The sequence below is a fragment of the Paenibacillus phytohabitans genome (genome assembly GCF_013141775.1).
In the GTDB taxonomy this organism is placed as follows: Bacteria; Bacillota; Bacilli; order Paenibacillales; family Paenibacillaceae; genus Paenibacillus_AQ; species Paenibacillus_AQ phytohabitans.
Genome location: NZ_WHOB01000021.1, coordinates 59,781 through 85,206 on the forward strand (window position 1 = coordinate 59,781; position 25,426 = coordinate 85,206).

At 45.6% G+C, this 25,426-nt stretch carries 18 protein-coding genes and 2 pseudogenes; 9 read left to right on the forward strand and 11 right to left on the reverse strand.

The genetic code is table 11. From position 1 onward, the window contains the following. Nucleotides 1-9 precede the first annotated feature (9 nt). Together GC101_RS08545 and GC101_RS08550 are read left to right on the forward strand one after the other, a co-directional pair. The gene (locus tag GC101_RS08545; RefSeq protein ID WP_171716876.1) at nt 10-732 is read left to right on the forward strand and encodes an alpha/beta fold hydrolase; all 723 of its coding nucleotides are present in this window, start codon (nt 10-12) and stop codon (nt 730-732) included. A gap of 329 nt (nt 733-1,061) precedes the next feature. Beyond that, nucleotides 1,062-1,709 (forward strand): 4'-phosphopantetheinyl transferase family protein, encoded by a 648-nt coding sequence (locus GC101_RS08550; protein ID WP_425497139.1) that lies wholly within the window; start codon nt 1,062-1,064, stop codon nt 1,707-1,709. A 439-nt stretch (nt 1,710-2,148) separates the two neighbouring features. Here the strand turns inward: GC101_RS08550 and GC101_RS36005 are convergent, their stop codons facing one another. Beyond that, nucleotides 2,149-2,298, reverse strand: a complete 150-nt coding sequence (locus GC101_RS36005) for a VOC family protein (RefSeq protein ID WP_246354232.1) — start codon at nt 2,296-2,298, stop codon at nt 2,149-2,151. Nucleotides 2,299-2,552: 254 nt separating this feature from the next. Continuing rightward, the gene (locus GC101_RS36010; RefSeq protein WP_281365826.1) at nt 2,553-2,762 is read right to left on the reverse strand and encodes a transposase; all 210 of its coding nucleotides are present in this window, start codon (nt 2,760-2,762) and stop codon (nt 2,553-2,555) included. A gap of 934 nt (nt 2,763-3,696) precedes the next feature. Here GC101_RS36010 and sigK point away from each other — a divergent pair. Continuing rightward, a complete protein-coding gene (gene sigK / locus GC101_RS08565; RefSeq protein WP_171717052.1) occupies nt 3,697-4,281 on the forward strand; it encodes an RNA polymerase sporulation sigma factor SigK in 585 nt (194 codons plus the stop codon). 534 nt (nt 4,282-4,815) lie between these two features. Here sigK and GC101_RS08570 read toward each other — a convergent pair. Next, nucleotides 4,816-5,370 carry a TetR/AcrR family transcriptional regulator gene (locus GC101_RS08570; RefSeq protein WP_171716878.1) on the reverse strand — a complete coding sequence of 185 codons (555 nt, stop codon included), beginning with the start codon at nt 5,368-5,370 and terminating at the stop codon, nt 4,816-4,818. Between the two features lie 256 nt (nt 5,371-5,626). Between GC101_RS08570 and GC101_RS08575 the strand changes: the two genes are divergently transcribed. Next, nucleotides 5,627-7,312: an amidohydrolase family protein gene (locus tag GC101_RS08575; RefSeq protein ID WP_171716879.1), complete on the forward strand. Its 1,686-nt coding sequence runs from the start codon at nt 5,627-5,629 to the stop codon at nt 7,310-7,312. Between the two features lie 192 nt (nt 7,313-7,504). Next, nucleotides 7,505-7,870: pseudogene (locus tag GC101_RS08580) on the forward strand (sigma factor-like helix-turn-helix DNA-binding protein); the annotation flags it as partial. Between the two features lie 298 nt (nt 7,871-8,168). Here GC101_RS08580 and GC101_RS08585 read toward each other — a convergent pair. Beyond that, nucleotides 8,169-9,641, reverse strand: a complete 1,473-nt coding sequence (locus GC101_RS08585; protein ID WP_171716880.1) for a DHA2 family efflux MFS transporter permease subunit — start codon at nt 9,639-9,641, stop codon at nt 8,169-8,171. 161 nt (nt 9,642-9,802) lie between these two features. On the opposite strand from GC101_RS08585, the gene GC101_RS08590 reads away from it, so the two are divergent. From GC101_RS08590 to GC101_RS08600, 3 genes and pseudogenes are all read left to right on the forward strand, one after another. Next, nucleotides 9,803-10,510 carry a TetR/AcrR family transcriptional regulator gene (locus tag GC101_RS08590; protein ID WP_171716881.1) on the forward strand — a complete coding sequence of 236 codons (708 nt, stop codon included), beginning with the start codon at nt 9,803-9,805 and terminating at the stop codon, nt 10,508-10,510. 221 nt (nt 10,511-10,731) lie between these two features. Next, a complete protein-coding gene (locus GC101_RS08595) occupies nt 10,732-11,376 on the forward strand; it encodes a hypothetical protein (RefSeq protein ID WP_171716882.1) in 645 nt (214 codons plus the stop codon). An 86-nt stretch (nt 11,377-11,462) separates the two neighbouring features. After that, a pseudogene (locus GC101_RS08600) lies at nt 11,463-11,860 on the forward strand (sigma-70 family RNA polymerase sigma factor); the annotation flags it as partial. A gap of 195 nt (nt 11,861-12,055) precedes the next feature. Here the strand turns inward: GC101_RS08600 and GC101_RS08605 are convergent. From GC101_RS08605 to GC101_RS08630, 6 genes are all read right to left on the reverse strand, one after another. Beyond that, on the reverse strand, nt 12,056-13,021 hold the full coding sequence (locus tag GC101_RS08605; protein WP_171716883.1) for an NAD(P)H-dependent flavin oxidoreductase: 966 nt from the start codon (nt 13,019-13,021) through the stop codon (nt 12,056-12,058). 577 nt (nt 13,022-13,598) lie between these two features. Then, on the reverse strand, nt 13,599-14,609 hold the full coding sequence (locus GC101_RS08610; protein WP_171716884.1) for a glycoside hydrolase family 130 protein: 1,011 nt from the start codon (nt 14,607-14,609) through the stop codon (nt 13,599-13,601). A gap of 34 nt (nt 14,610-14,643) precedes the next feature. After that, a complete protein-coding gene (locus GC101_RS08615; protein WP_246354234.1) occupies nt 14,644-15,597 on the reverse strand; it encodes an MTP-1 family protein in 954 nt (317 codons plus the stop codon). Between the two features lie 30 nt (nt 15,598-15,627). After that, nucleotides 15,628-17,187: an extracellular solute-binding protein gene (locus tag GC101_RS08620; RefSeq protein WP_171716885.1), complete on the reverse strand. Its 1,560-nt coding sequence runs from the start codon at nt 17,185-17,187 to the stop codon at nt 15,628-15,630. Nucleotides 17,188-17,245: 58 nt separating this feature from the next. Then, the gene (locus GC101_RS08625; RefSeq protein WP_171716886.1) at nt 17,246-18,118 is read right to left on the reverse strand and encodes a carbohydrate ABC transporter permease; all 873 of its coding nucleotides are present in this window, start codon (nt 18,116-18,118) and stop codon (nt 17,246-17,248) included. A gap of 16 nt (nt 18,119-18,134) precedes the next feature. Next, a complete protein-coding gene (locus tag GC101_RS08630; protein ID WP_246354235.1) occupies nt 18,135-19,070 on the reverse strand; it encodes an ABC transporter permease in 936 nt (311 codons plus the stop codon). Nucleotides 19,071-19,293: 223 nt separating this feature from the next. Between GC101_RS08630 and GC101_RS08635 the strand changes: the two genes are divergently transcribed. Further along, nucleotides 19,294-21,618 (forward strand): helix-turn-helix domain-containing protein, encoded by a 2,325-nt coding sequence (locus GC101_RS08635; protein ID WP_171716887.1) that lies wholly within the window; start codon nt 19,294-19,296, stop codon nt 21,616-21,618. A gap of 557 nt (nt 21,619-22,175) precedes the next feature. Here GC101_RS08635 and GC101_RS08640 read toward each other — a convergent pair. After that, entirely contained in the window at nt 22,176-25,349 is a 3,174-nt protein-coding gene (locus GC101_RS08640; RefSeq protein ID WP_171716888.1) for an amidase family protein, read from the reverse strand. Nucleotides 25,350-25,426 lie beyond the last annotated feature (77 nt).

The following is a 25,426-nucleotide window of genomic DNA, read 5'->3' on the forward strand; positions in this document are numbered from 1 at the left end:
AACAGAACGATGAAAAGCTTCTATGTACAAAACGGTTCTGTTAGCTTGCATGTATTGGAGACAGGGGAAGCCGGTCAAGGGGGACCCTCTCTCCTAGTCGTTGGTGGGATATGGGAATCTGCTGAGAGGGCAATTCCGCTGATCTCCGCTCTCTCCGGTCATGCCGTAGCTTTTAGCTTTCGGGGAAGGGGAAATAGCTCGACACCTGAGACTGGCTATGGACTGAATGACCATCTTTCGGATATAGAGACTGTAGTCAAGCATTGCGGCCTCGATGACTATTGGGTACTTGGGTTCTCCAGAGGAGGAGGATATACGTTAGCCTGGGGCCTGGAGAACCAACAGCATATGAGGGGATTGATTGTCGTAGACCAGCCTCCAGTACATGAAGCACTCAGTTCTCAGAAAGTAGAGTTTTGGAAAAATCTTATATATCAAGAGGTTCCTGTTACCAAATATATGCGTATACGGGCGTTTGAAGGGCTGGGAAGGGAGGCTAAAGAGATCAGTTTTCTTTCCCGTCTGCCTGAACTGAATATTCCCGTTACGGTTTTTGTGGGCAGAAATAATAATAGTAGAATAAAATCAGACCTGGCAGACAGCATGCTGGACGAGTATGTGAAGTTAATCCCTTCTTGCAAGATTGTTGTATTCCATCAGTCAGGGCATATGATTCCTGATGAAGAGCGAGAGAAATATATTGAGGAAGTACGTTTAGTTTTGAAAAGTTAAATGAATGAAATAGAATAGAGACGTTTTTGAATATAGGTAAAGCCCGCTGACCGATGCACAAACGCATTAAAATCCAATTATTCCCAGATGGTGAGGAAGCTGTCTATTGACATCGCGGATGAAGAAGATTTGCTCGTGACGAAGAACTTTGCCCATCTGGGTGTTATGACGCTGCACCAGCTTTGGGAGCAGTGGAGTTTCCATCAGACGTTTGCCATAAGTAAAACTAATGAGATTTAAAATCGTTCCAGAACATCAAAGTTAACTGTAGCTTAGGAGGAGCCCCGATAATTTATGTATGTAAGTTAGATATTGAACTGGAGGAAGAAATCTTCTGGACTTCGCTTTCCCGTGTGGACGCAGTAAAGAGAGAACGGATCCTGCGTTATTATCGGAGGGAAGATGCCTGGCGTTCTTTGCTGGCTGATTTGTTGTTAAGAACAGTGCTGCATGATCAATTTCATTTAAAAGAAAACGAATTAGTTTTTAAAATAGATACATACGGAAAACCTTATCTGTACAAGAGGGAAGACATTAACTTTAACCTTACTCACTCTGGAGAATGGATAGGTTGCGCTGTTGGAACAGCTCCGGTGGGAATAGATATCGAACAAATCCGCCCGAATAACTTAGAGGTGGCAGAGCGGTTTTTTCATCCGGAAGAATATAAAGTTATCCAAATGCTTCCGCAAAATAAGCGCTTAGATTATTTCTATGAATTGTGGACTCTTAAAGAGGGCTACAGTAAAGCGTTGGGCAAAGGCTTATCACTTGCATTTGATTCATTTGCTGTTGTAACAAGTGACGGGACTCAACAGTTATCACAGCACGAACAAGCACTTGGATATCGGTGCAGGACGTATACGCTGGAGGAAGGCTATAAAATGGCGGCATGTTCTCTCGGCGGAGTGCTTCCCGATCAGTTATGCTTCGCTGATTTAACACAGGTCTTGGATGGAAGGCTTAGCTTGTGTTAGAAGGGTTAGCCAACATGGTATGAACATTGATTTTATGGATGAGAAGCAAAAGCGCGATAGCTGCAGTACAGTCAATTCGTATAAACTAATTATGAGGACCGGGAGTTCACCTGCTTTTGAGAAAGCTTTTGAAGCGAATAGAGAGGAACTGAGTATGAGTTTTTCCTCTTGTGAACAAGGAGTTTACAATTCAGCAGGCACCGATAATAATAGAGTGTATTATAAGCAATTTATCTGCGGATAAGTTGCTTTTTATTTCAGTCCTCAGAATGTATGTTACGTCTAGAGGAACAAAAATTTTAGATGAAGACCTATAACTTATTCTTGAAAGATAATTATTTCAAATTCAGGGTAAAAACGATATGGATTAATCTAAGTATGAGTACTCTCTCAGTTATCTTTAACCTTGAGTTGCATCCGTGTTCATGTAGTAGATTGCCTACATATGGCCGTCCAAGTCCTCGAAGGCCCAATGATACATAAATCCGTAATCCTCAGGTTCTTCATACGATTTCCCGCCCAGGGAGACCGCAGTGTTCAACAATTCATTCACCTTTTCCCTGCTCTCGAAGGCCGAGGCGTTCGTCATTTACGCGTACTTTTCCGTATCAACGGATTCCTTCTGCGTAAGCGACTTTAAAATTTCTTTGGTGAGCAGTATGACCTGCATGTTATCGCCGATCACGATGGTTGTCGAGTCTTCATTATCGGGTTGAGCTCGAATCCGAGTCCACCCGGGGAGAATACTTCTGCAGGGATGAATCTTACGGAAGACCTTGTTTTATTTATTTGATCAACGTTTTACTAGAAACGCAATTCCTATATAGATTGAACTGAAAATCTTTACGCCCAGTAGCGCCGATCGATTAATTCAAGAGGGCTTTGATTGACTCGTTTCATGAAAGTCGCGACATGAGTACAGATGACGTAAAACTTATGAAAAAAGACATTGTATACGATATCTTGTTTTAGCCATTTCCACAATCCTTCGACAGGATTAAACTCAGGGCTATACTTGGGAAAAAAAAGCTGAAGTCTCGGATTTTCTCGCAGAAACGGCTAAATTGCATCCGCATCAAACTTTTCCTCTTCTTGATAGGTCACATGGCCCGTCTCGTAGTTGATGGCAGCAAATAGTTTTGCTCCTTTATGCTCGCCATGAGTTGGAATTTTGCGTTGTTGTCTTTTAGGGAACCAGCAGTTTGGCGAGAACTAAACCCTATAAGGAATCTCTAAAATGCTAAATCGACTTGGCATAGCGGTTCTCAATTTTATGAGTTCAATCTATATATGATGTACTAGGTCGTGTCTGAAAACTCTTCACTGAGGAGGCATTGTCGCCAAGAAGATGTCTTCCTGTAATTTCAAGCTTCTGAAGTAAATCGACTGCTGGAACAGAATCGTCGACTTGACCACCCGTCAGAAGAAAAGTGAGGGGATTTCCTAATCCATCGATGACGGTGTGAAGTTTGGTTGTCTTTCCGCCACGACTGACGCCGATGTGCTGATTCACTTCGTAATGGTCTTCGCAAGTGGATTTCAACATAATGATGAAATTGTTGCAAACACTATAATATAGAGCTTTTATCATTAGGTGAACTTCCACTTCTGGCAAAAGTAGTTGCAGCTAAGGTCGGAGTGATACTACCAATAGAGAAAGTTTTAGGTCATCCTTTTTGGACTCTCATGGAAGAAAGCGATGGTCAAGTAACTGGTGAATACATAGTTCTTCCGCATGGAAAAGATAAAGGGTTTTATTTGTTTTATCAAAAAGGACAACTCAATTGATTGATTTGTGGGAAAGTTGGGGGAACAATTAGAGTAGTCAGTAAATTGCGTCTTGAAATTTTAAATTCACTTACCGAATAAACAAACTTGATTTTATACTATTTCCTTACGATGAGCAAATGATGTTCAAATTATCTGTTAATGAAGTCAAGAAACATTATCTCAACATAGAAGTTGATTGATAATCTTACCATTTTTAATGGCGCGGCATCTGCTTCACATTTTCAGATTAGCGACTAACTATAGTTTTTATTTTACATCGTATCGTGTCCACAACCTCAAAAAATTCGATAACACCGGCGAAGACATGGAGGACCTCATCTCCATCGGCACCATCGGACTGATCAAGGCCATCGAGAGCTACCGCCCAAACAAAGGCACGAAGCTGGCTACTTTTGCGGCACGTTGTATTGAGAACGAAATCCTGATGCATCTCCGCTCGCTGAAAAAAACCCGCAAAGACGTGTCCCTGCACGATCCGATTGGGACAGACAAGGAAGGCAATGAGATCACGCTGATCGATATCCTCGGCTCTGAGGCGGATGATGTAATCAAGGAAGTGGATTTGAAGATTGAGAAGAGCAAGATCTACCGCAATCTCGATATTCTGGATGAACGGGAGAAGGAAGTCGTGGTAGGACGCTTCGGCCTGGATACTGGCGGCGAGGAGCGGACGCAGCGGGAAATTGCGAAGGACTTAGGGATCTCGCGGAGTTATGTGTCGCGGATAGAGAAAAGGGCACTCATGAAGCTGTATCATGAGTTTTATAAGGCGAAGCGGTGAGGTAAGAAATTGCCTGTAGGAATGAGACATTAAATGTCTTGATCCTGCAGGTTGTTTGTGATTTTTAATAAGAAATTCCAAAATCACTGTATTATCTGTATAGCTTGAAGCAGAGATAAAATACGCTGTACTGTGGTACGCTCGAACTATTAAGTGAAAAATGAGGGGCAAATTGTTAGAGAATATAGCAGCGGTAAAATCGAGAAAATGAATGAATAGGATTTCATCCATGAATGAACTATAAGAATAGCGGGCTAGGGGATGTTCGGCTAAATATTTAACGTGTTGCTTTACGTGTAAAAAACGGTGGTCATCATATTGAAACAGAGGATATTGTTAGACGGAATGTAACAAGTGTCCAATCCAAATCAAAAAGCTCTCAGAGTAAATATTCTGAGGGCTTTTTCTGTACATTCAGATATCCAGCAAGGAGGCACTATTAATTTACCAGGAAACATTCAGGAGACTTACATAGGAATTGGTTCTCTTCATCCGTGCTTCAACTTTCCAGATTTCCAAAAGTATAATTGGAGTTTACGATTTGAATATTACGGGCTGTTTGCCGAAAAGGGCGCTCAGTGTGTAGTAAATATCCTGCGAATTATCTTCGCTAAACTGAGTGATTGCTACTCGCAAAGCGGCAAAGAGCATTGCTGCGCGGACGTGAATAAAATACTGCCATTGCCTCTCGTCCAAGCCAAGATATTCTTTAATGAATGTCAGCTTTTCTCCGATGATAAAGGACAGCCGGGTTTGAAATTCCCCATATAAATTTGCTTTTAGCAATGATAAAAATAGATCTTTTTGGGAAAGCCAAATATCAAATAGAGATATAATCGCCACGCTGGAATCGGTATGAGGTCTCATACGCTGTATTAATTCATCGAACACTGATTCCATCTGGTAGAGTACAACATCTGATTTATCGTCAAACAAGCGATAAAAAGTGGCTCTGCCCACACCAGATGCGTTGATGATCTGTGTGACGGAAATAGCGTGATAATCCTGGGTTGTCATCAATTGTTCCATACCTTTGCAGATGAGTTTGGCGGATTGTATTTTCCGCTTATCATTTCCGATGCGATACATTCCCCTCGCTCCTGTTCCACTTCTCGCTTTTGTATTGTTTTCAATATAATATATGATACATTTGTATCACAGTATGAGGATTTTTAGCAACCTGTAAATTTCATATAAGTATCCACGGTTTACGGGAACTGGGGTAATCTTGACAAGTACAGACCTAGTTATGCAAATCTCTCCTATCTTCTGAAGAAGAGTAGATTTGAAGTGAATATGGATCTTCCGGGTATCGACAGACCGGATTCTGTACAGCATATTTACAATGAAGCCGAATATTGGCTTTATGAATAATGAAATACTGATGAAGAGAGGAAATAAAATGAAGCAGCAAAATACAAAAAGAAAAATTCTGCAAACTATTGGATTTGTACTACTATCCGTGCTTTTATTCGGAATTGTTCTAGTGCTGATGATCAGCAGTGATGATCGCTGGTATGCATATCTGATTCTGGCAGCCAGCGTTGGCTTGCTTATTATCTTGAGAAGGACAAAATTCTGGCACGGCTGGCGAGTCCCGCTATCATGGATAGTAGCGGTCGTAATCGCATGGGGCGGTCTGTTTGCCGGTCAGCCACCGGTGAATATTCAACCTTACACCGCTAGGAACCTTGAACAGCCCAGTGCTCCATATAAGCTTTTATTGAATAATGTAATCATTGTAGATACGCAAAGCGGTCAATTAACTTCTAATATGAGCATCCTGTCTGAGGGTGGTAAGATTATAGACATTGCACCGGCTGGAAGCATTAAGGCAGGCGAAGACACGGAAATTGTGGATGCCACCGGAAAGTATGCTGTTCCCGGATACCTGGACATGCATATGCACGTGATAGGGGAGGAGCATACCTCCGAAGCGCTAAATCTGCTGCTTGCCAATGGCGTGACCGGGTTTAGACAGATGAGTGGTTCGGCTGAATTTCTTCAGCAATGGAGGGGCGGCGCCTTTACTAGTTCTATTGACCAGCCAGCACTGCTCACGATGCCCGGTGATGTCTTGACACCGATGAATGCACCCACGCCCAAGGTTGCCATGGAATTTGTCCGCCAGCAGCAAAAAGAAGGTGCCGACTTTATAAAAGTGGGGGGGATTTTGCCGGATGTATTTAATGCCGTTCTAATGGAGGGGAGAAAATTAAATATTCCGGTTGTGGGACATGTGCTCCCTGACATGGACTTGAAAGTGGCTGCGGAAAATGGATTCAGCAGTGTCGAACACTTTGGAATCAACCACGGGGCTCTGATTTCTGCCTCAACTGACGAGAAGACCTTGAGAGCAAAGGCGACAGCGATACCTTCAATCACGGCAAATCCAATCTTCGTACAGCTCATGAAGATTAAAGGGCTTCAAAATTTTGTGAACAAGAAGGTTATGAGTGCTGCCATTGAATCTTCAGGAGGGAAAAAGGATCCTGCACAACTACAACAATTGATTGACACTTACAGTGAAGAAAAGGCAACCCAGCTTGCGGATATATTTGTTGAAAACAACACATGGCAAACACCGACCATAATACGTGTACATGCCGGTGTGTTATCTGATGGGAGTGACTCCATTTCGCAGGGACTCTACGATCTTTATTTGAAACTGGTAAAGACCTATGATACGGAGGGCGTTAAGATGATGACTGGCACGGATGGTGGTGGGGGAGAAGACATCTGGCTTGACGCAGGTAACTACATTCATCAGGAATTTGATGAGCTTGAGAAAGCGGGGATTTCTCCTCTTCATGTGCTCCAGATGACTACCCTTAACGGGGCTGAGTTTCTGGGACGCCTGAATGAAATGGGCACTGTAGAAATTGGCAAAAATGCCGATATGGTGCTGCTGGATGCCAATCCCGTAGAGAGCGTTCAGAATCTTCATAAGGTTGACGCTGTTATACGCGCAGGTTTCTATCATGGCAAGGAAGAGCTGGAGTCTGTTAAGCAAAATGAAGGAACGAAATAAATAAGAGAAGATAGTGTGAAAATGAAACTCGTACTATCTCCTTTGGTCGCTTACGCTCAAACTGAGGAAGTATTTGTCATCAGGAAGCTTTGCGAGTCATATTAGTAGTATTATAAATTGTCTCAATTATAAGGAATGAGAACTTAGCTTATCGTAACATTTCAATTATGCTACATTGTAGACATTTAAATAGACATCCTGATGCACCTTCGTTCGCTGAAAAAAACCCGTAAAGATGTGTCCCTGCACGATCCGATTGGGACAGACAAGGAAGGGAACGAGATCACGCTGATTGATATTCTCGGTTCCGAGGCTGACGATGTGATCAAGGAAGTTGACCTTAAAATCGAGAAAAGCAAGAAATATCGTAACCTCGATATTCTCGATGAACGCGAGAAGGAAGTCGTGGTAGGGCGGTTTGGTTTGGACACCGGCGGGGAAGAGCGGACGCAGCGGGAGATTGCGAAGGACTTAGGGATCTCGCGGAGTTACGTGTCGCGGATTGAGAAAAGGGTGCTAATGAAGCTTTATCATGAGTTTTATAAGGCGAAGCGGTGAGCGTACCAAACAAGCTAAACTTATATGATGATGAATAATATTTGCAAAAGCGCCGTCTGCCTAATGGGTCGACGGTTTTTTTAAAATATAAGAATTTATATATTTCATGCTATAAATTATCCTTCTATTTCTCGCTGAAACGGTACCGTCCTTTAAAAGGACGGCAAAGCCGTTTCCACTTGGTTGTATTACTCAGAAGGTGCGGCAAATCGATTTTTATAATCACACAGGAAGACCGCACAAAGTGCAGTCCTCCTGTTCATTTTGCTTGCAGTTTGTAATAGGTTTTTCCTGATATCTACTCCATTACAATCACAGGGGTTTTGTTTGCTTCACCAGGCGTCAGGTCTGCATCTTTAGGAGCGGGACGCTTCAGGGTGATTGCCAGCAATAACCCGGCCACTGCAATGATGGCGAGTAGTTGGTAGGTGTTGTGAAATGCATGTGTCATTGCATTAGGCACTGGTGCCTCACCATTGCTCGCATAATGATCGGTACGGCTGACAAGGAACGTTGTCAATCCTGCAATAGCTAAGGATGAAACTACTTGCTGGGCGGCACTTGTCAGTGAAGTGACTCTTCCGACCAGCTCCTTAGGCGCCGCTTGGATCAAGTGGGTATTCAATGCGATGAACGACATGCCGGAACCGAGTCCGAGCAATATGCGTGGAAGCAGGAATGTCCACGAGCTGTCGCTTGGATCGATCATGGAGAACATATAGGCGCCAGCCGTTATGAGAATCAAGCCGCCGACCACCAGGGGGCGTGCACCGGTCCGGTCGAATAAACGTCCGCTGAACGGCATCATGATACCGGAAGCAATGGCCTGGGGCAATGACCAGAAGCCGGCTTCAAAAGCACTCATTCCCATAAGCCGCTGCATGAAATACGGAACAGCGAAAATCATGCCGAACAAAGCGAGCTGTAAAACCCATTGTACCAGAATCCCTAGGGTAAATTGCATAGAACGAAAAACCCTCAGCTCCAGCAATGGCTCCTTCTTGCTCCGTAGTTCAACGATGACAAACAGAATCAAAGCGACTGCACCTACGGTAAGACCAGTGATCGTTTTAACCGTAGTCCACCCTTCTCCACCTTCGCTTAACCCATATGAAAGGCCGCCGAATGCTAACGGAGCGAGCATAAATCCTAAGGAATCCAGCGGAGCAAAAGCCTTCTTCGGCAGATTCGGCAGTAATAGGATGCTTAAGATAACCCCAACGATGCCGACCGGAATATTGATTAGAAACAGCCACCGCCAGCTGACGTAGTCGACCAAATACCCGGATACGATTGGACCAAGTGCAGGTGCAAGCAGAACTGGCACTCCCATGATGCCCATGATCCTGCCTACCGATTCGGCGGGACTGATCCGGTAGATCATCGCGAAGGCGATCGGAGTAACCATACCGCCACCCAGGCCTTGCAAGATGCGGAAGAATATCAACATTTCGGCCGAGCCCGCGAATGAGCATAAGATTGAACTGCCGACGAACAAGATGATGGAAATAATGAAAATTTGCTTGGCTCCGAACCGGTCGGACATCCACCCGGCTAATGGAATAACGGAAGCCTGAGCTAGCGCATAACCAGTAATGGTCCATTGAATAAGGGTCAACGAACTGTGAAAGTCTTCAGAAATAACCGGAATGGCGACGTTAACCGCCGTGCTGTCCAGAATAACCATGAACAACCCTACGATAATTGCGATCAACGGAGCAATGAGTGAACGGAGTGATGCGGACTCACTTACTGTGGAATCTGCGGGCATATAACTCTCTCCTAACTATTCGTAATTTGGCTACCATTAAAATAGCATAGTTTATAAACGAAGTAAACGAATTGTGCTAAAAAAGTTCAAATAGTATATGCGGTTTAAAATATTGACGAATTGCTTTATAATGATATTGGCAACACAGGAGGTGTTGGAACATGTCGGAGGCAGATTGCGATCCGTTGTCCTCGAAACGAGAAAAGCTTCTCTTACGTTTAATCCCCTATATCCAAAAACAGGGCATCAGCCAGATGAAGATGGAAGATGCGGCCAAATGTATGGATATCAGCAAGGCAACTATGTATAAATATTTTGACTCTAAAGATGAGATTGTGGGACGTCTGCTTGATCAATATGTCCGATTTCTTTCCAATCTGATCCTGCTGGAAGCTCCCTCAAAGCTGTCGCCTGAGAAGATATCGCAGCCGTCCGAAGAAGAGCTGAAGGTTTACAACGAATCTTTCGCCAAGGCATTTAGGCTTATGATTAAGCAGACGTTCTTCCTGACGGATATTCTGCTTCAGGATTTAAACGGGACATATCCACAATTGTCAGTCAAACTTGCCCAAGCTCTGGACCAATTTCAGAAAAAGCTCGTTGCCTACTTCGACAGCGGCATTGAGTTTGGCATATTTTATCCCATCGCGGGCACTCAAATCTATCTGGTGCAAATGGATCTAATGATAAGAAAACTGCTGGATCCTAAGTGGCTGATGATGCAAAATATGACGCTCAAGCAAGCGCTCATGGATTTCTATAAAGCGATGAAACACCAGATTTTTTACGAAAAGTGGATTCGTGAAGATGATTCCGGCTTTGAAGCCTACCTGGACAAGTTAATCATGGAGAAGCTCTCCTACGAATAACGAGACAAGCTTGGATAAGTGAGATGATAACGAAAAACGACAGCCGGTCCTAAGCCAGCTGCCGTTTTTTATTATGATGACGGACAAACGAAGAGGGAAAGTAAATCGAAGACATTGAGGCAGAATTATCTGATGGTTCCTACTGACTATATTATGGATTGTGATACAATATTTGAAATGGATTTTTGCTTGTTAATTATGGTATTCAAAGGAGAATTATAATGAAGCGCCTTCGCTGGAGCATTTTTATTTATTCCGTGCTGTTCGTGGTTGTCTTATTCCTGGCACTCAATGACTATTCACCAATCCTGATAGTAGGGGTAACTGTGGTGGCTGGCTTTATTGCTTTTATAACCCAATTCTATTATCCTGCAGCTTTGGAAAAACGTGTGGACCGCGTAGAGTCCTTTTTACGCAGTCAGAAAAACAAGCCTGCCGTTTATATTCATTATATTCTTGCGAACCGACTTGAGGATGAATCAAGAACGATTATGGAGCAGCTGATGAGCAAATATAAGCGGGTAACGGTACAGGCAACGTACAAGGCAGCTTATGGACTGTACCGCAAAGATATGGATGCCGTTCAGGAGGCAGTGCCGTATATCCGCTATTCTGATTACCGGGCATACTACGAAACGGTTCTGCTGCTCCAGGACGGAAAAAGTGTTCAGGCGCGGGAACATCTTGAGTCAATCAGGAAGAAATGGATGAGATCAGCGCTGCTCGCAGAAATTGAACTCAAAGCAGGCAACAGTGAAACCGCTATCAAGTATGCCAGGGAAGCAGTAGACGCTTCTAGAGGCGTCCAACGTTATGTGTTACATAAAGAATACGAAAGAACGTTACCGCAAGCTGTTGAAGCTTGAGTTATTAAATACATACATTTATTGAGATCTAAGCTAACTGGAAGTTACTATACAGCATCAAATAGATCATAACTGGGAAACAGAACTTGGCTACTTTTGCGGCCCGCTGTATTGAAAACGAGATCCTGATGCACTTACGCTCGCTGAAGAAAACACGGAAAGATGTGTCTCTCCACGATCCGATTGGGACAGACAAGGAGGAAACGAGATTACGCTCAACGATATCCTCGGCTCCGAGGCCGACGATGTGATTAAAGAGGTGGATCTGAAGATTGAAAAGAGTAAGATCTACCGCAACCTTGATATTCTCTATGAGAGGGAGAAGGAAGTCGTGGTCGGCCGCTTCTGCCTGAACACCGGCGGAGATGGGCGAACGCAAAGGGAGATTGCGAAGGAGTTGGGGATCTCGCGGAGTTATGTGTCGCGGATAGAGAAAAGGGCGCTCATTAAGCTGTATCATGAGTTTTATAAGGCGAAGCGGTGAACTGGAATTTCAAAGTAGCATCCGCTACAAAAGGAACGTTTACTAAGCAACTCGTCTACGGACGAGTTGCTTTTATTATTTTATAGATTTGGGGCCTTTATGAAAAGGGAGAGGGCAAATGGTTAAGTGGTGCTCAACTTATGCTCGAAAATCCTTGCTTAAGTGGTTAATCGCGCTTTTGAATCTTAGAACACCTTAAATTGTCGGGTTCAATGCCCCTTGATACTCATTCATTAAATTGTCGATAATCTGCTGTACGGACAAAATCTCTTTAATCTCATGAACTCTGGACCCGGCAAAAACCAATCCGTTCTTAACATCTCCTCTAAGGGAAGTAAGCAGGGATTCCATTGTACAGAAGCGATGTGAACAGACCTTTAGACAATCATAGCATTTGGCTATCTTTAATTTGGCATCATTACTGATCCGGTCCGTAAATTCATTTCGAATCGCTCTTCCTTCCAGACCCACAGTAGACTTGATTAGGACAGTATCTCCTTGCTGAGCATCTACATATCTTTGCTTGAAGGCTAAGGGAGCATCACACTCATGGCTTGCCACAAAACGGGTACCCATTTGAACACCAGATGCGCCAATCCGAAGGGCTTTTGCGATATCATCCCCTGTCAGAATTCCACCCGCAGCAATAACCGGAATCGAAACGGCCTCTAAGACTTCAGGAAGGATATCAAACATGGGTCTGTCTGTACCTAAATGTCCCCCGGCTTCGAACCCTTCCACAACGACTGCGGAGGCACCAAGTCTTTCGGAAATTCGGGCTAATTTGGCGGATGAAACAATAGTTACGACAGGAGTACCATATTCTCTACCCCAAGCATAAATATCTCTAGAAATTCCGGCTCCGGAAATAATAAAGTCGACCTTTTCTTCTAAAGCAACCTTCATTTTCTCGGCAAAGTCCTTCACTGCGAATAGTACATTCACACCGATATAGCCAATTCCTTTAGAGAGTTCTCTTGTTTGGCGAATATGCATTCTCAGCTCTTCAGCAGTGATCCCTGTACCAGAGATGGTGCCGATCCCGCCCGCATTGGCTACAGCAGCGGCTAGTCCACTTAAGGATATGCCTACACCCATTCCACCTTGAATAACAGGAACTCTCGATTTAATATGTCCGAATTGAATTGTTGGAAGTTTCAATTACACACCTCTTTCGCAAGTTGAAGGAATAAGATATATCGTAACACAGTTAAGTCTTTCCTGGATGTGACTGTAAACATGCTCAAACTATGTTAAATATCATGTCTTTCCACTTGTTATACAATATTTTCAATTGAAGTATTGCTTGTTAATGATGATATTCAAAGGAGATTTGGAATGAAACGCTTTCGCTGGAGCATTGCAGTTTATTTCGTGCTGTTCGTGTTTTCGGGAAGCCGTACCGCATATCCGCTATGCTGATTACCGGGCGTATTATGAAGCGGCTCTGCTGTAGGAGGAAGGGAAGAGTGTACAGGTGCGGGAACATCTTGAGTCAATCAGGAAGCAATGGATGAGATCAGCGCTGCTCGCAGAAATTGAACTCCAAGCAGGTAATAGCGAAACTGCTATCACTCATGCCAGGGAAGCAGTAGGAGCTTCGAGAGGCGTCCAGCGTTATGTGTTACATAAGGAATACGAAAGAACGTTACCGCAAGCTGTTGAAGCATAGTTTGAAAAAACGGGTATCATCCTCATTCAAGGATGATACCCGCTTCTGTTAGTTAGGATGCCAGTCTCACTGTTCCAAACAAAGCCTAATCAAATCATCTACATGGGCGGTAGCCAGACATTCCACGGTATCGGCGGCTCCGTAATAAATTTTCACTTCGCCATCGTCCTCCAGGATCATGCCGCCGGGGAAGATGACATTATTGCGGAAGCCTCCGTCTATTTCGTAGGGGGCTTCAGGTGCAAGCAGCGGCGAGGCACTCATCCCGAGAATCTTCTTCGGATTGTCCAGGTCAAGCAGCATAATACCTGCGGTATACCGCTTCTTCCAGGACGGCTCCCACCCGTGCTTTCCTCTGTCGGGATCGATATCCACTGCATGGAAGGTGGTGAGCCAGCCCTTATCCGTCTTCACTGGCGGCGCTGCCGGACCGATCTTGTCATTGGCGAACGGTACCTGCTCCACCGCCAGCAGCAGATCCGAACGTCCCCAATAGATCAGATCCGGCGACTCCGAGATCCAGGTGTCGAACCGGTCCTTGCCTCCGCGGCTGTATACGGTGAACGGCCGTTCCAGCCGCACATAGTTGCCGTTGATCTTCTCCGGGAACAGTACCATATTCCGCAGGTCCGGCGTAGACAAGCTCAATATTTCAAAGGATTCGAAGTCATCCGTGACTGCGACCCCTCCCCGGATACCATGCCGTGTATCTACAGCGAAGCACATGTAGCAGCGTCCGTCAATCACCGTCAGACGCGGATCGTAAGCGCGCACAACCTCTTCGTCATGCAGCTTGAATACCGGCTTGGGCCCTGCCGTCCAGTGAATGCCGTCTTCACTGAAGGCGATACCCAGATCCGTTGTATTAGTCGGTTCAAGGGTCTGCTTGTCGAGTGAGCCATAGTCATTGCGGAATACCATCACATACCGGCCGCCGAACTTAACCACTCCTGCATTGAACACAAGTGCGGTGGGATAAGGGACCCGGGCCGCATCCAGCACAGGGTTGGCCGGATGACGGTGAATGAGCGGACTGGATGCCAAAGCTCCTATGATGGATGTATTTGTATTAGTCATCGTAGAATATCCTCCTTGGATTATGAACTGCGTGCTAGACAATGCTTCCATAGGGTGCGAACGGATAGTCGATCGTAATACGTCCGGCCTGGCAATCACCAACGCCGCTGTACAGATCAGCCTTGCCGTCCCCCCGCATCACGATCCCCGAAGAAAAGACGCAGTCCGTCAGATACGGTGTCTTGGCGGGTCCCGGCGGGTAGCAGGAACGGCTGCCAATCAGATGCAGGTCATGGGATTCCCGGGTGATGGGATCGAAGATAAAGGCCATATTCAAATATACCTTTAGAAGCTTGCCATCCACATCCTTATCCTGATAACAAATATGGCCGATAATTCCGATCTTGCCGCTGTCCAGCAGATAAGCCTGATTGACGCCTCCCCATTCGCCTGCACCAAAAATACCATGAATGTAAGGTGCATTCTCAATGACGTCTGCAGTCAACTCTTCCAGCTTGTCAATAACGGTGAAGCCGATCATGGATTCGCTGCCGTATTGGCCTCTCATCTCGCTGCCCCGCGGGCGCGAGAAGACGCCAATCCTGCCGTCCGCCAGAGCAACAAGGCGAATATCTTTCATTTTGTTAGGACCGGTAGTGAAGTAGTACAAATCGTGGAGGTCAGTCCCCCGGTAAAAATACCCGAAAAACGTGCTGTATTTTCCGCTTTGATATTGCACATGCGTTCCGCCCAGGACAAGCTCATCACCGATTTCACTGATAAACGGGTCCTCCAGCGTATAAATCATGCTATTATCTACCACGGTCCACTCATCGTGACCGGTCTCCTCGAAGAGGCGGACCCAGGAGCGGGCCCATTCTTCGCGGCGTTCTACCCGGCCGAACAAGTAACGTTTGCCATCCCGTTCAAAAGGAATCGAAATATTATAGACATCAAACCCTTCCACGTTTTTAAATGATAAGGTTGCGCTTTCATAAATGGTTTTTGACGCTTCAAATTCTTTTTTTTGCTGATGCAGGCTCAACATTTCCCCACTCCTTTATTGTATCAGCTCTTTTTATTGAAGAGAAGATTGATACTCCTGAAACTGTTTTTGGTATTCCGCAACTACCTTGTCCAGACCCGCTTTCTTCATTTTGTCCAGTGCTTCGGTGAAGGCTGTGTCGTAGTCCAGAACCCCCATATAGATCGGAGTAATGCTGGCTGAAGCTTCCGAGAGAATATTAGTATATTCAGTTCTGACATTCGTTGGATCAAAAATAAAGTTGGCCGCAATACTATTGACCGCTTTGGGATTTGGCTCAAATAAGACTTTGTTATTGTCAGGAATACTATTCTCCAGGTCAAAGCGCATAAAGTTCACATTCCCGTTCTGCGAATCGGAGCCCCTGTACCTTGGATTGTTATTGTTATTCGGATCTTTGATCGGCTTGAGGCCCTTTTCGCCATCTTTGGTGTAGTGCTCACCCTCTATTCCATATTGAACCAGATCATAATTGTCTTGACTGGCCAGCATCCAATCCATGAATTTAACGGCTGCCTCCGGATGTTTGCTGTTCACCGGTACGGCATTTCCGTTCTTGAAGGAGAGGGGACGCAGATATTCTTTCTCCGGGTTAAACCATACCACTCCGATATCGTCTACTGTAGCTTCCGGATTGTATTTCTGGAGCCCGTTCAAGCTTCCGCCGGTTCCCAGACGAACGAACCACTCCCCGCTGTCGAGCTGAGCATCTACCTGCTCCTGCTTCATAACTAAGATATCAGGATTCGTAATTCCCTTGGTGTACAGCTCGCGCATGAAAGCAGCATCCTTCTTGAATTCTTCCGTCTCAATCCAGGATTTGACCTCTCCGTTCTGATTGACATAAAAGAACTTATCTTTAACGGTGAACGGGAAGCTGTCATAACTCCGGTGTAAGATGGAGGTATGCAGGGATATCGGGTCAAAATCTGCCCGGGTGCCGAGATAAGGCTTGTTTTTCCCTTTCCAGTTCTTCATCACAATCTCCCAGGTGCTAATCAATTCAGCCGGAGTTGCCGGCTCTTTCAGATTGTTCTCGCGGAGAATGTCGCGGCGGATATTGAATTGCCCCTCGCTAGCCATTTCAACCCAGTAGGAGGGGACGATATAATATTTTCCGCCGATGGTTGCCCCGTTGAAGATATCCTCCGGGATATGCTTTTTCAGGTTTGCTCCATATTTTTCAATTTCCTCTGAGATATCTGCCAGCGCACCCCGGGTATAGTAGTTAGAGAACGGAGTGCGGTCCTGCATGACATGAAACAAATCAAAATCTTCACCGGTGGACAGCATCAGGTTCAGCTTCTGGTCCCACGCATCCCAGGGGATGAAGATTTTCTCCACTTCAACGCCGACACCATCTGCAGCCAGCTTCTCATTGACTTTTTCGAACACCTTTTGGTAATCTTTGGGCTCGGTGCCGGGAACCACGTATTTGATCCGGACGACCTCAGAAGTATTATTATTGTCCGACTTCGGGGATGAAGCATTATTCTCCCCGTTTGCAGCCGGGCTGTCGGACGCTTTGCCGCACCCGATCAGTGTAGAAAGGGCAAGCACCACAGCACATAGAATGGCGTAATGTTTTTTCATGAATAATATAGACCTCCTCTGTTTATGCCTTATTTATGTTAACCCCTAAGGGATGACATCAGCCTTTAACTGAACCTATAACCAGACCTTTCACGAAGTACTTTTGCAGATACGGATAGAGGAGGACGATCGGCCCGATCGTCACGATGGCTGTCGCCATCTTGACCGACTCCGAAGGAAGCGTAACGTCGCTTGTTCCGGCCAGCATAGCCATATCGTTCAGCATACTGATCTCCGATTGCATCTGCAGCAGCATAAATTGCAGCGGATACAAATCTTTGGTGTCAATTAGCATAATCGCATTCCACCAGTTGTTCCAGTAATCCAGTCCATAGAAGAGGGCAATCGTCGCGAGTACCGGCTTACATAACGGAAGGTAAATCCTAAAAGCAATCACAATATCACTCGCTCCGTCTATGGTGGCTGATTCCCGCAGCGAGTCGGGAATTCCGTTCATGAAGTTACGTACAAGGAAGAGGTTGAACGGGCTGAACAGGAGCGATGGAATAATCAGGGCCAAGATATTATTGGTTAATCCGAGCGACCGGTTCATCAGATACCAGGGCACAATCCCGGCTGTGAAAATCATGGTGATAAAGAAGTAAAGGGCCAGCAGATTGCGGTTTTTCACATTTTTGTTCGCTAGTGTATAGCCTGCCATAGAAGTAATCAGAATAGCCAGCGTGGTACCGACGACCGTGACAAAGATAGAAATTCCGTAGCTCTGAATGACTTGGGAGCCGCCCGTGAAGATCAGCTTATAGGCATAGAGAGAGAATTTCTCCGGAAAGAGGCTGTAGCCGTTCTTAAGAATAGCATCCTCATCCGTGATGGAGATCATCAGCACGAGCAGCATCGGAAGCAGGCAAAGCGCCGAATACACCGCAGTCAGCGTGTACATGACCGTCTTGCTGATTGACATTTTTTTCATAGTTACTCCTCCGGATTTAGTATAATGCGCCATCTTTAAAGAACCTGCGGGTAATGGCATTGGTACCAAAGACTAGGATAAATCCGATGACCGACTGGAAAAGTCCAACAGCCATGGCTTCGGAGGGGTCGCCGATCTGCCGCAGGGACCGGAATACATACGTATCAATGATATCCGTGGTCGAATATAGGGTGCCGTTGTCACCAATGAGCGCATAGATCATCCCGAAATCGCCGTACATAATTTTGCCGACAGAGAGCATCGTCAGGATAATAACCGTGGGCATCATCAGCGGAAGCGTAATCCGAAAACACATCTGCAGGCGGTTAGCCCCGTCAATCTCGGCTGCTTCATACAACGTCTCGTCGATACCGGTAATGGTCGCCAAGTAGATAATGGCACTCATTCCGGCCCCCTTCCACACATGCATGACGGTAAGAATCGCCGGCCAGGACTGTGCCTCGGTATACCAGTTCACTGAGGGCATGCCGAGCTGGTTCAGCGTTTTGTTCACAATTCCCATATCCATTGAGAAGAGCGCATACAGCACATAGCTAATGACGATCCATGAGATGAAATTCGGGAATAACATCAAGGATTGACTGATCTTAACAAACAGCTTCTTGCGCAGTTCGTTTAGAACCAGTGAAATGGCCAGCGCCATCAGCGTACCGAAAATAATAAAGAGTAAGTTGAGGTAAATGGTGTTAAAGGTGACCGTAAGCGCTTTGTTGGACCGGAAGAAAAACTCAAAGTTTTTGAATCCCACCCATTCGCTATGAAATATTCCCTTGGTATAATTGAAACGCTGGAAAGCAATGACCATATAAGGATACGTCATATAGCCGAAAATAAACGTGTAGGCCATTGCCGGCAAAACCAACAAATAGGATGTACCATTCCTGCGGATGTCAGAAAGAATGCCTAATCCCGGACGCCGTTTTTTTCTCAATTCCTGTTCCCCCCATTTGTTATAAATGACGATTACCTTGATTCCAGATTAGCCATCGCATCACAGAGTGTCTATTTCAAAACCAGGATAACGCTTTCAAATTCAAATTCAAGGCTTTCAAAAAAACGGAATGGCTTTCATTTTGGCCTGATTCAGTACCTTTTCGGCCCAAAATGTACTATAGTTTAGAAATGATAACGAGCAGTGTTGGGAGGAATTCAGCATGCGGACAACCATCAACCGGCTTGTTCGATACAAGGCATTTCAAAAGCTCACCATCTCATATTTCCTTCTCGTTCTTCTGACCGTAAGCCTGCTATCCGGTGTACTTTTCTCCCTGTTCTCCAGAAGTGCCATAAAGGAGATAGAACGTAATTCCCGGGCGATGTTATCCCAGGTTACCTACGCCTCCGATGTAGTCTATAATCAGGTCATCACTATAGGAAATACACTGCTTATTCAACCGGAAATCCTGTCATTTCTGAATGAGACGGTGGAGGACAAGGTAAGCAATTATCATATTTTTCAGCAGATCGAACAAATTACAAATGTGAACCCATATATACACAGTATCGGAATACATCGGCCTTCTACAGGAACTACCATTGATACAGCCGGGCTTCCATTTGATTCTTCTCTTACCACCCTTAGCGCGAAGCAGTATATGGAGTTCAATCCGCGCAGTCTGAAGGCCCCGGGCCGCAACAACGGGAAGTCATTACAGTTCCTGACCTTCTTGCTGTACCCGAATTTCTCACCCCGGACCACAGGCAATCCGCTGATCTATATCAATGTGGAGGAGCAGTCGATTTTGACGACCATCCGCAAGATCAGCAACGCGGACGCCGCTAATAATGTTTTTGTAATCAATAATGAAGGTAAGGTGCTGTCTCATACCGATTCCAACCTGTTTCTGGAGGATTTGTCCGAAGAGGAGTATGTGCGGAAGATATTAATCGAGAACAATAAGGAGAGCAGCTTCACCACAACGATCTCAGACCAAAGGAATCTGGTCACTTATGTAAAGTCAGAGGAACTGGACTGGTATTTTGTAAGCGTTTCACCGTATTCCGAGCTCATCTCTAACATTGACCAGCTCCGGGGGATTACACTGCTGGTTACAGCCGGAATTGTACTCGCAGGTCTATTGCTCTCTGTCCTTTTGACCTCCAACATGAATAGACCCTTATCGGCACTGCTCGAAAAAGTCATGCCTAACCCGGCCAATCCGGCATCCGGTTTGGCGCCTATTGATGAATACAAGCTGATGACCGAGGTGTTCCAGTCCTATCATGAACGTGAGAAGTCGATGCAGTTTGTAATTACCCACTCGTCCCGGACCGTCCGGGAGCATTACCTGCATGCCTTGCTGCGGGGTCATTCACTGGAGCACTCGGTTTCGAACGAAATTATTAAGGATATCGGCGAGGAGGTAGCAGGGCCTTATTTTGGCGTTCTGGTATTCAAAATCAATGAGCTTGAACCACTAGGGGAGGGGATAGAGGGGAAACAGCAGTCCTTGCTGCGGTTCGCACTTGGGAATATCGCAAAAGAGATGCTGGAGCATATCGGCCCATGTGATGTTCTCATTATGGGAGGAAGTGAAGCTGTTGCCATCCTTCAATACACGGACAATCAGCTCCCGGAAGAACTGGGGCCTGCCTTGCGCAATATTCAAAGCTTCCTGAATCGCTACTTCAAGGTGACGGTATCTATAGGGATAGGAGATATATCCTGTGGAAAGGGGAATATTCCATCCTCGTACACTTCTGCACAGCAGTATGTGAAATACCGGCTCATCTATGGGAAGGAAGCGATTCTGGATGCTATAGCGACACGCCGCCATGTGTTGACAGCCTTGAATTACCCCAGCGCCTACGAGAAGAAGCTGATTGATGCTGTACAGGACGGCAAGCCGGAACCAATGGTTAGCGCAATCGAAGAATTTATAGATAAAATATCCGGCGGTTCCGTTCATCAGGTCATCACCTTTAGCACTCAACTCATGTTGTCTTTGCTTAAACATTTTGACTATTTACAGCATGTGCCGGATTCTAATTTCAATGATTACTTGCAAGCGGTAACCGATATTGAACGGGCTGAAGATCTGACGGAGATCCGTAACCTATTCAACCGCTATTGCAGTACCATCTGCACATTAATTGAAGACAAGAATCACTGGCTGAATGCTCAAAAGCATAATATTCTCATCGAAAAAGCACAGAATTACATTCATGAACATTATGCCGAGCCTAACATCTCCCTCGATCTGGTGTCGAGCATCGCCGGACTGTCACCCAGCTATCTGGGGAAATTGTTCAAAGGAGCGACCCGGCAATCCTTCAGTGAGTACTTGAACAACACCCGGCTGGAAAAAGCAAAGGATCTGCTTGCTTCAACCTCTGAGACAGCGGCCAGGATCAGTGAATCGGTAGGGATATACAACATCACTTACTTCTCCACCTTGTTCAAGAAAAAGTACGGGCTGACACCTTCGGCGTTCCGGGAACAGGAGGCGATGAAGAGCACTATGAGTGATGAGGAGTGATATAAAAAACATCTGCTCTTCAGCAGATGTTTCTTCACTTGTTTACGGCTGCTCCGCATATCTCCACCAGGCAAAGGTTCCGGCTATTCCGACTATCCCTGTATACGCAAGTATCAATATACTGCTGAGCTGTAAGGAACCGGTGCTTTGAAATACCGACGGGATGGTCCAAGGGAAATACGGTATAATCGCCAAACCTTTTGTGCACTCCGTCAATTAGTTCCCTTAGCGGTTAAAATCCGGAGACCAAGGCGACCGCTGCCGCTTTTCCGCGGGTCGTTCCGTCCTCTCCGCTGTTTAAGCGGGAAAAGGTTCTTCAAATCTTTCTAAAATCACAAAAAGAAACTGTCCTTTGGTAAAATGGAGGTACCACCCAATTACTTCAAAAGGAGCGATTTCTTTGAGCAATGGACCAAAAACAGAAAGCAGCGATTCTCCAATAACGGGAGAATCGCTGCTTTTTTAACGTTTGAAGCTTTTGAGAAATTTGAGAATCTGACTTGTCAGTAGAATATCTGCTTTTGGGACAGCCTCTTGTCTTTTATTCCTTGAGCTTCTTAGTTCACAGTTTCCAGTAATCTGGAGACCATTGTTGCAAACTCTGCTCTGGTAATATCTTTTCCAGGCTTAAAGGTACTATCCTCGTAGCCAGTAATAATATTATTGGATGCGAGTGCATCAATGGAATCATAATACCATGCATTTCTATTAACATCTTTGAAGGATGAGTTTCCAGTACCTGTCAGCTTAAAGGCTCTAGTGATCAGTGCCGCTAATTCACTGCGGCTTATCTTGCCGTTCGGACGGAAGGTTCCATCGCTATATCCGTTCATCAGGCCTGCTCCGGCTGCTGCGCCGATATACGTATTAGCCCAATGCGTTGGAGATACATCTGTAAAGCTGCTAGCCTGTCCTTCCAGCCCCATGTACGTTGCAATGACCTTGATGGATTCGGCACGGGTCAACCCTGAATCCGGACGGAAGGTTCCATCGGAATAACCCGTAAGTAATCCCTTGGCTATAAGCACATCAATGCTTGCTTTTGCCCAGTGATTAATGGTATCTGCGAAACTGACAACTTCCGGCGTAGGTGTTGGTGCTGCTGGTTCTGCAGGTGCTGGTGTTGCTGTAGGAGCCGGTGTTGGTGTGGGCGTTGCTGTTACCGGGGGAGTTACGGTACCTCCTCCAGGACTTGGATTGCTTGGTTCATTATCTACTGGATCAGGATTAGTAGGGTTAGAGACGTATTGAAGTGCTGGAGCATAGGCTGTAAGCAGTCTGGCTTGACTTTGTTGCTCAAGAGCATAGCCCATACCTAGAACTTTGGCATCGTCCCATGCTCTGCCAACAAGCTGCATGGAGATGGAATATCCGCTGTCGTTCGTTCCTACAGGAACAACTACCGTAGGGAGGCCGACATTAGACGTTAATACGCCCGTGTTGCGGTCAGAGCTTAATTGAGAGGCTGCTGCGTCATTGTTATATACGTCACTGATAAAACCTGCATAAACCACAGCATCCACGCCATTCTCGTCCATCCAGCCTTTAATAACTTCCTTATAGTCCGTTCTATATTTGATGTAATCTTGTACAGCTTGTTCAGTCATGCGGGTAGGCTCTGTATATCCTCTTTGATTATAGATAAGCACCTTATCTGAAGCCAGTACACTTGCTCCATCAATGTAAGGGAAGTTCTTATGAAGCTCAATATAGCGCGCCCAACCTTCAGTAGATCCATTAATGCCTGAAGGACGGCTAGGCGCTGACGGTATTTTTGACATTTCAACCATTGTCGCACCCGCTGCCTGAAGCTCGGAGAACTTATTCATTACGGCTTGTCCGGTATCATCATCGGCATAACTAGAGACAAAGGAAGCGGGGATATATCCGATTTTCTTTCCTTTCAATGCATTAGTATCCAGAGATTCCTTCCAGTCAGCCGGACGCTTATGGTCTGCATCGGCAGTCACTGTGAAGATATCCTGTGGATCTGTACCCGTTGTAGCATTCAACATGATGGCCAGGTCAGTTACTGTCTTAGCAATGGGACCTGCATAATCCTGTCCCCAAGTGAGCGGCAGTACACCTGTAGTACTTGCCATGCCGTCTGTACCACGGAAGCTTTTTAAGCTGGCGCCTGTAGTTGGTGCATAAAGAGAGACCCCTGTCTGTGATCCCATGGCTGCTGCTGCAAAATCAGCTGCAACAGATACTGCCGAGCCGCCGCTTGAGCCAAAGGAGGTTTTCGATGGATACAGGGCATTCCATGTCTGCTGCCAGCCGCTCTCGCTAAAGCTTCCGCTGTTGGCGAACTCGGAAGTATTTACTTTACCAATAATGACAGCTCCGGCTTCCCGCAGCTTATTCACCTGGAATGCATCTGAATCAGGCCGCCAGCCTTCAAGCGCTTTGCTGCCGCCGGTAGTAGGCATATCCTTGGTATCATAGATATCTTTTATCGCAATGGGAATACCGAGCAAATCCCCCTTTGCACCTTGTGCGCGGGCGTTGTCAGCAGCTTGTGCCTGGGTAAGCGCAGTTTCAGAGACATGCAGGAAGGCATGGAAGCCAAGCTGGCCTTCATCGTATACCTTGATTCTATCTAAATAAGCCTGAGTAATTTGTACGGAAGTAGTTTTACCGCTAATCATATCCTGCTGCATTTGTGCAATGGATTTATTCGTAACATCATAGGGGGATGAAGTGATGAATGCTTTAGCAGCAGGAGCCTCAGGAATCACCAGGGGATCTCCAGTATCCAGTCCCTCTATAGCAGAGATATCCCAGTTACTGATTGAACGGATCTGTGCGTTGGTTAATCCGGATACATCCAGCTGGCTATTCAGTCCGTTTAGCATGGTCACCAGATTCTTCAGGCCTTCTTCACCCGCTTCTCCAAGTTGTACATAATGCACCAGGGATTTCGACTGACCCGGCTCAATATTTAATGTATTAATGAACCCGTAGAAATTCGCATCATTTCCGGACTTAGCTAGGGGTGTGGTGAATGGATTCTGCTGCTGATTGCCTAGGCTAGTTAATCCATTCTCAAATGGATGTGGAGACCCGACTGCAACGCCCAGCGGCTTATTGTCTTTGGCACTGCTGTCTACAACAATCCATGAATCATCCGTAGTCACCTCCAGATCATTGGAGTAGGTTGCCTTGACTACTGAAGCATTTGCTGCTGTACCATACCCCAGAGAGCCGCCGAAAGAGACATCAACCTTTACGTTCATATCATTTTTATTAGTAAAAGTATCAAAGAATCTCGTACGATTATTTATAGTATCGACATACACATCACGTGTAACCGTTACATTTCCCAGATTTACAGATTGAGTCGAAGTGAATCTATTCACACCATCGTATTTCAAGTCAAACCCGCGCATCATTTGACCATTCATCAGTGAAGCTGTAGGCGACGACACTTTAACGAAAATATTACCGAAGCCTTGTACTTGTGTAGTCCCAACGGTACGTAAACTTCCTGTGTCTAAGCTAGGCGCAAAGACATCATGAATCTCCCATACTGTGCCGCTTGCTGAAGTAACCCGGGTTAAAGCATCAGCGGTCTGAAACGGAATGACACTCGAAGCGATAACAGATAACGCAATGGACGTAGCTATAAATTGCTTTTTACTCCAATTATTTTTTGCTGGTGAATATTCGGAGCGGGGGGAACCAGAATGATTTCTTTTAGTTTTACTTAGACGTTTCAGCTTATTCATTTCAGTAATCTCCTCTTCCTGTATGTATATTTATTAATGCATGTTAGGAAATATAACATCGTTATTTCTATCAGTCA

Bases quoted from the DNA above. Each gene is read 5' to 3' on its own strand.
- GC101_RS08545 (WP_171716876.1), top strand. From the start codon at position 10: ATGAAAAGCTTCTATGTACAAAACGGTTCTGTTAGCTTGCATGTATTG.
- GC101_RS36005 (WP_246354232.1), bottom strand. From the start codon at position 2,298: ATGACGAACGCCTCGGCCTTCGAGAGCAGGGAAAAGGTGAATGAATTG.
- sigK (WP_171717052.1), top strand. From the start codon at position 3,697: ATGGCGCGGCATCTGCTTCACATTTTCAGATTAGCGACTAACTATAGT.
- GC101_RS08570 (WP_171716878.1), bottom strand. From the start codon at position 5,370: ATGTATCGCATCGGAAATGATAAGCGGAAAATACAATCCGCCAAACTC.
- GC101_RS08575 (WP_171716879.1), top strand. From the start codon at position 5,627: ATGAAGCCGAATATTGGCTTTATGAATAATGAAATACTGATGAAGAGA.
- GC101_RS08585 (WP_171716880.1), bottom strand. From the start codon at position 9,641: ATGCCCGCAGATTCCACAGTAAGTGAGTCCGCATCACTCCGTTCACTC.
- GC101_RS08590 (WP_171716881.1), top strand. From the start codon at position 9,803: ATGTCGGAGGCAGATTGCGATCCGTTGTCCTCGAAACGAGAAAAGCTT.
- GC101_RS08595 (WP_171716882.1), top strand. From the start codon at position 10,732: ATGAAGCGCCTTCGCTGGAGCATTTTTATTTATTCCGTGCTGTTCGTG.
- GC101_RS08610 (WP_171716884.1), bottom strand. From the start codon at position 14,609: ATGACTAATACAAATACATCCATCATAGGAGCTTTGGCATCCAGTCCG.
- GC101_RS08615 (WP_246354234.1), bottom strand. From the start codon at position 15,597: ATGTTGAGCCTGCATCAGCAAAAAAAAGAATTTGAAGCGTCAAAAACC.
- GC101_RS08620 (WP_171716885.1), bottom strand. From the start codon at position 17,187: ATGAAAAAACATTACGCCATTCTATGTGCTGTGGTGCTTGCCCTTTCT.
- GC101_RS08625 (WP_171716886.1), bottom strand. From the start codon at position 18,118: ATGAAAAAAATGTCAATCAGCAAGACGGTCATGTACACGCTGACTGCG.
- GC101_RS08635 (WP_171716887.1), top strand. From the start codon at position 19,294: ATGCGGACAACCATCAACCGGCTTGTTCGATACAAGGCATTTCAAAAG.
- GC101_RS08640 (WP_171716888.1), bottom strand. From the start codon at position 25,349: ATGAATAAGCTGAAACGTCTAAGTAAAACTAAAAGAAATCATTCTGGT.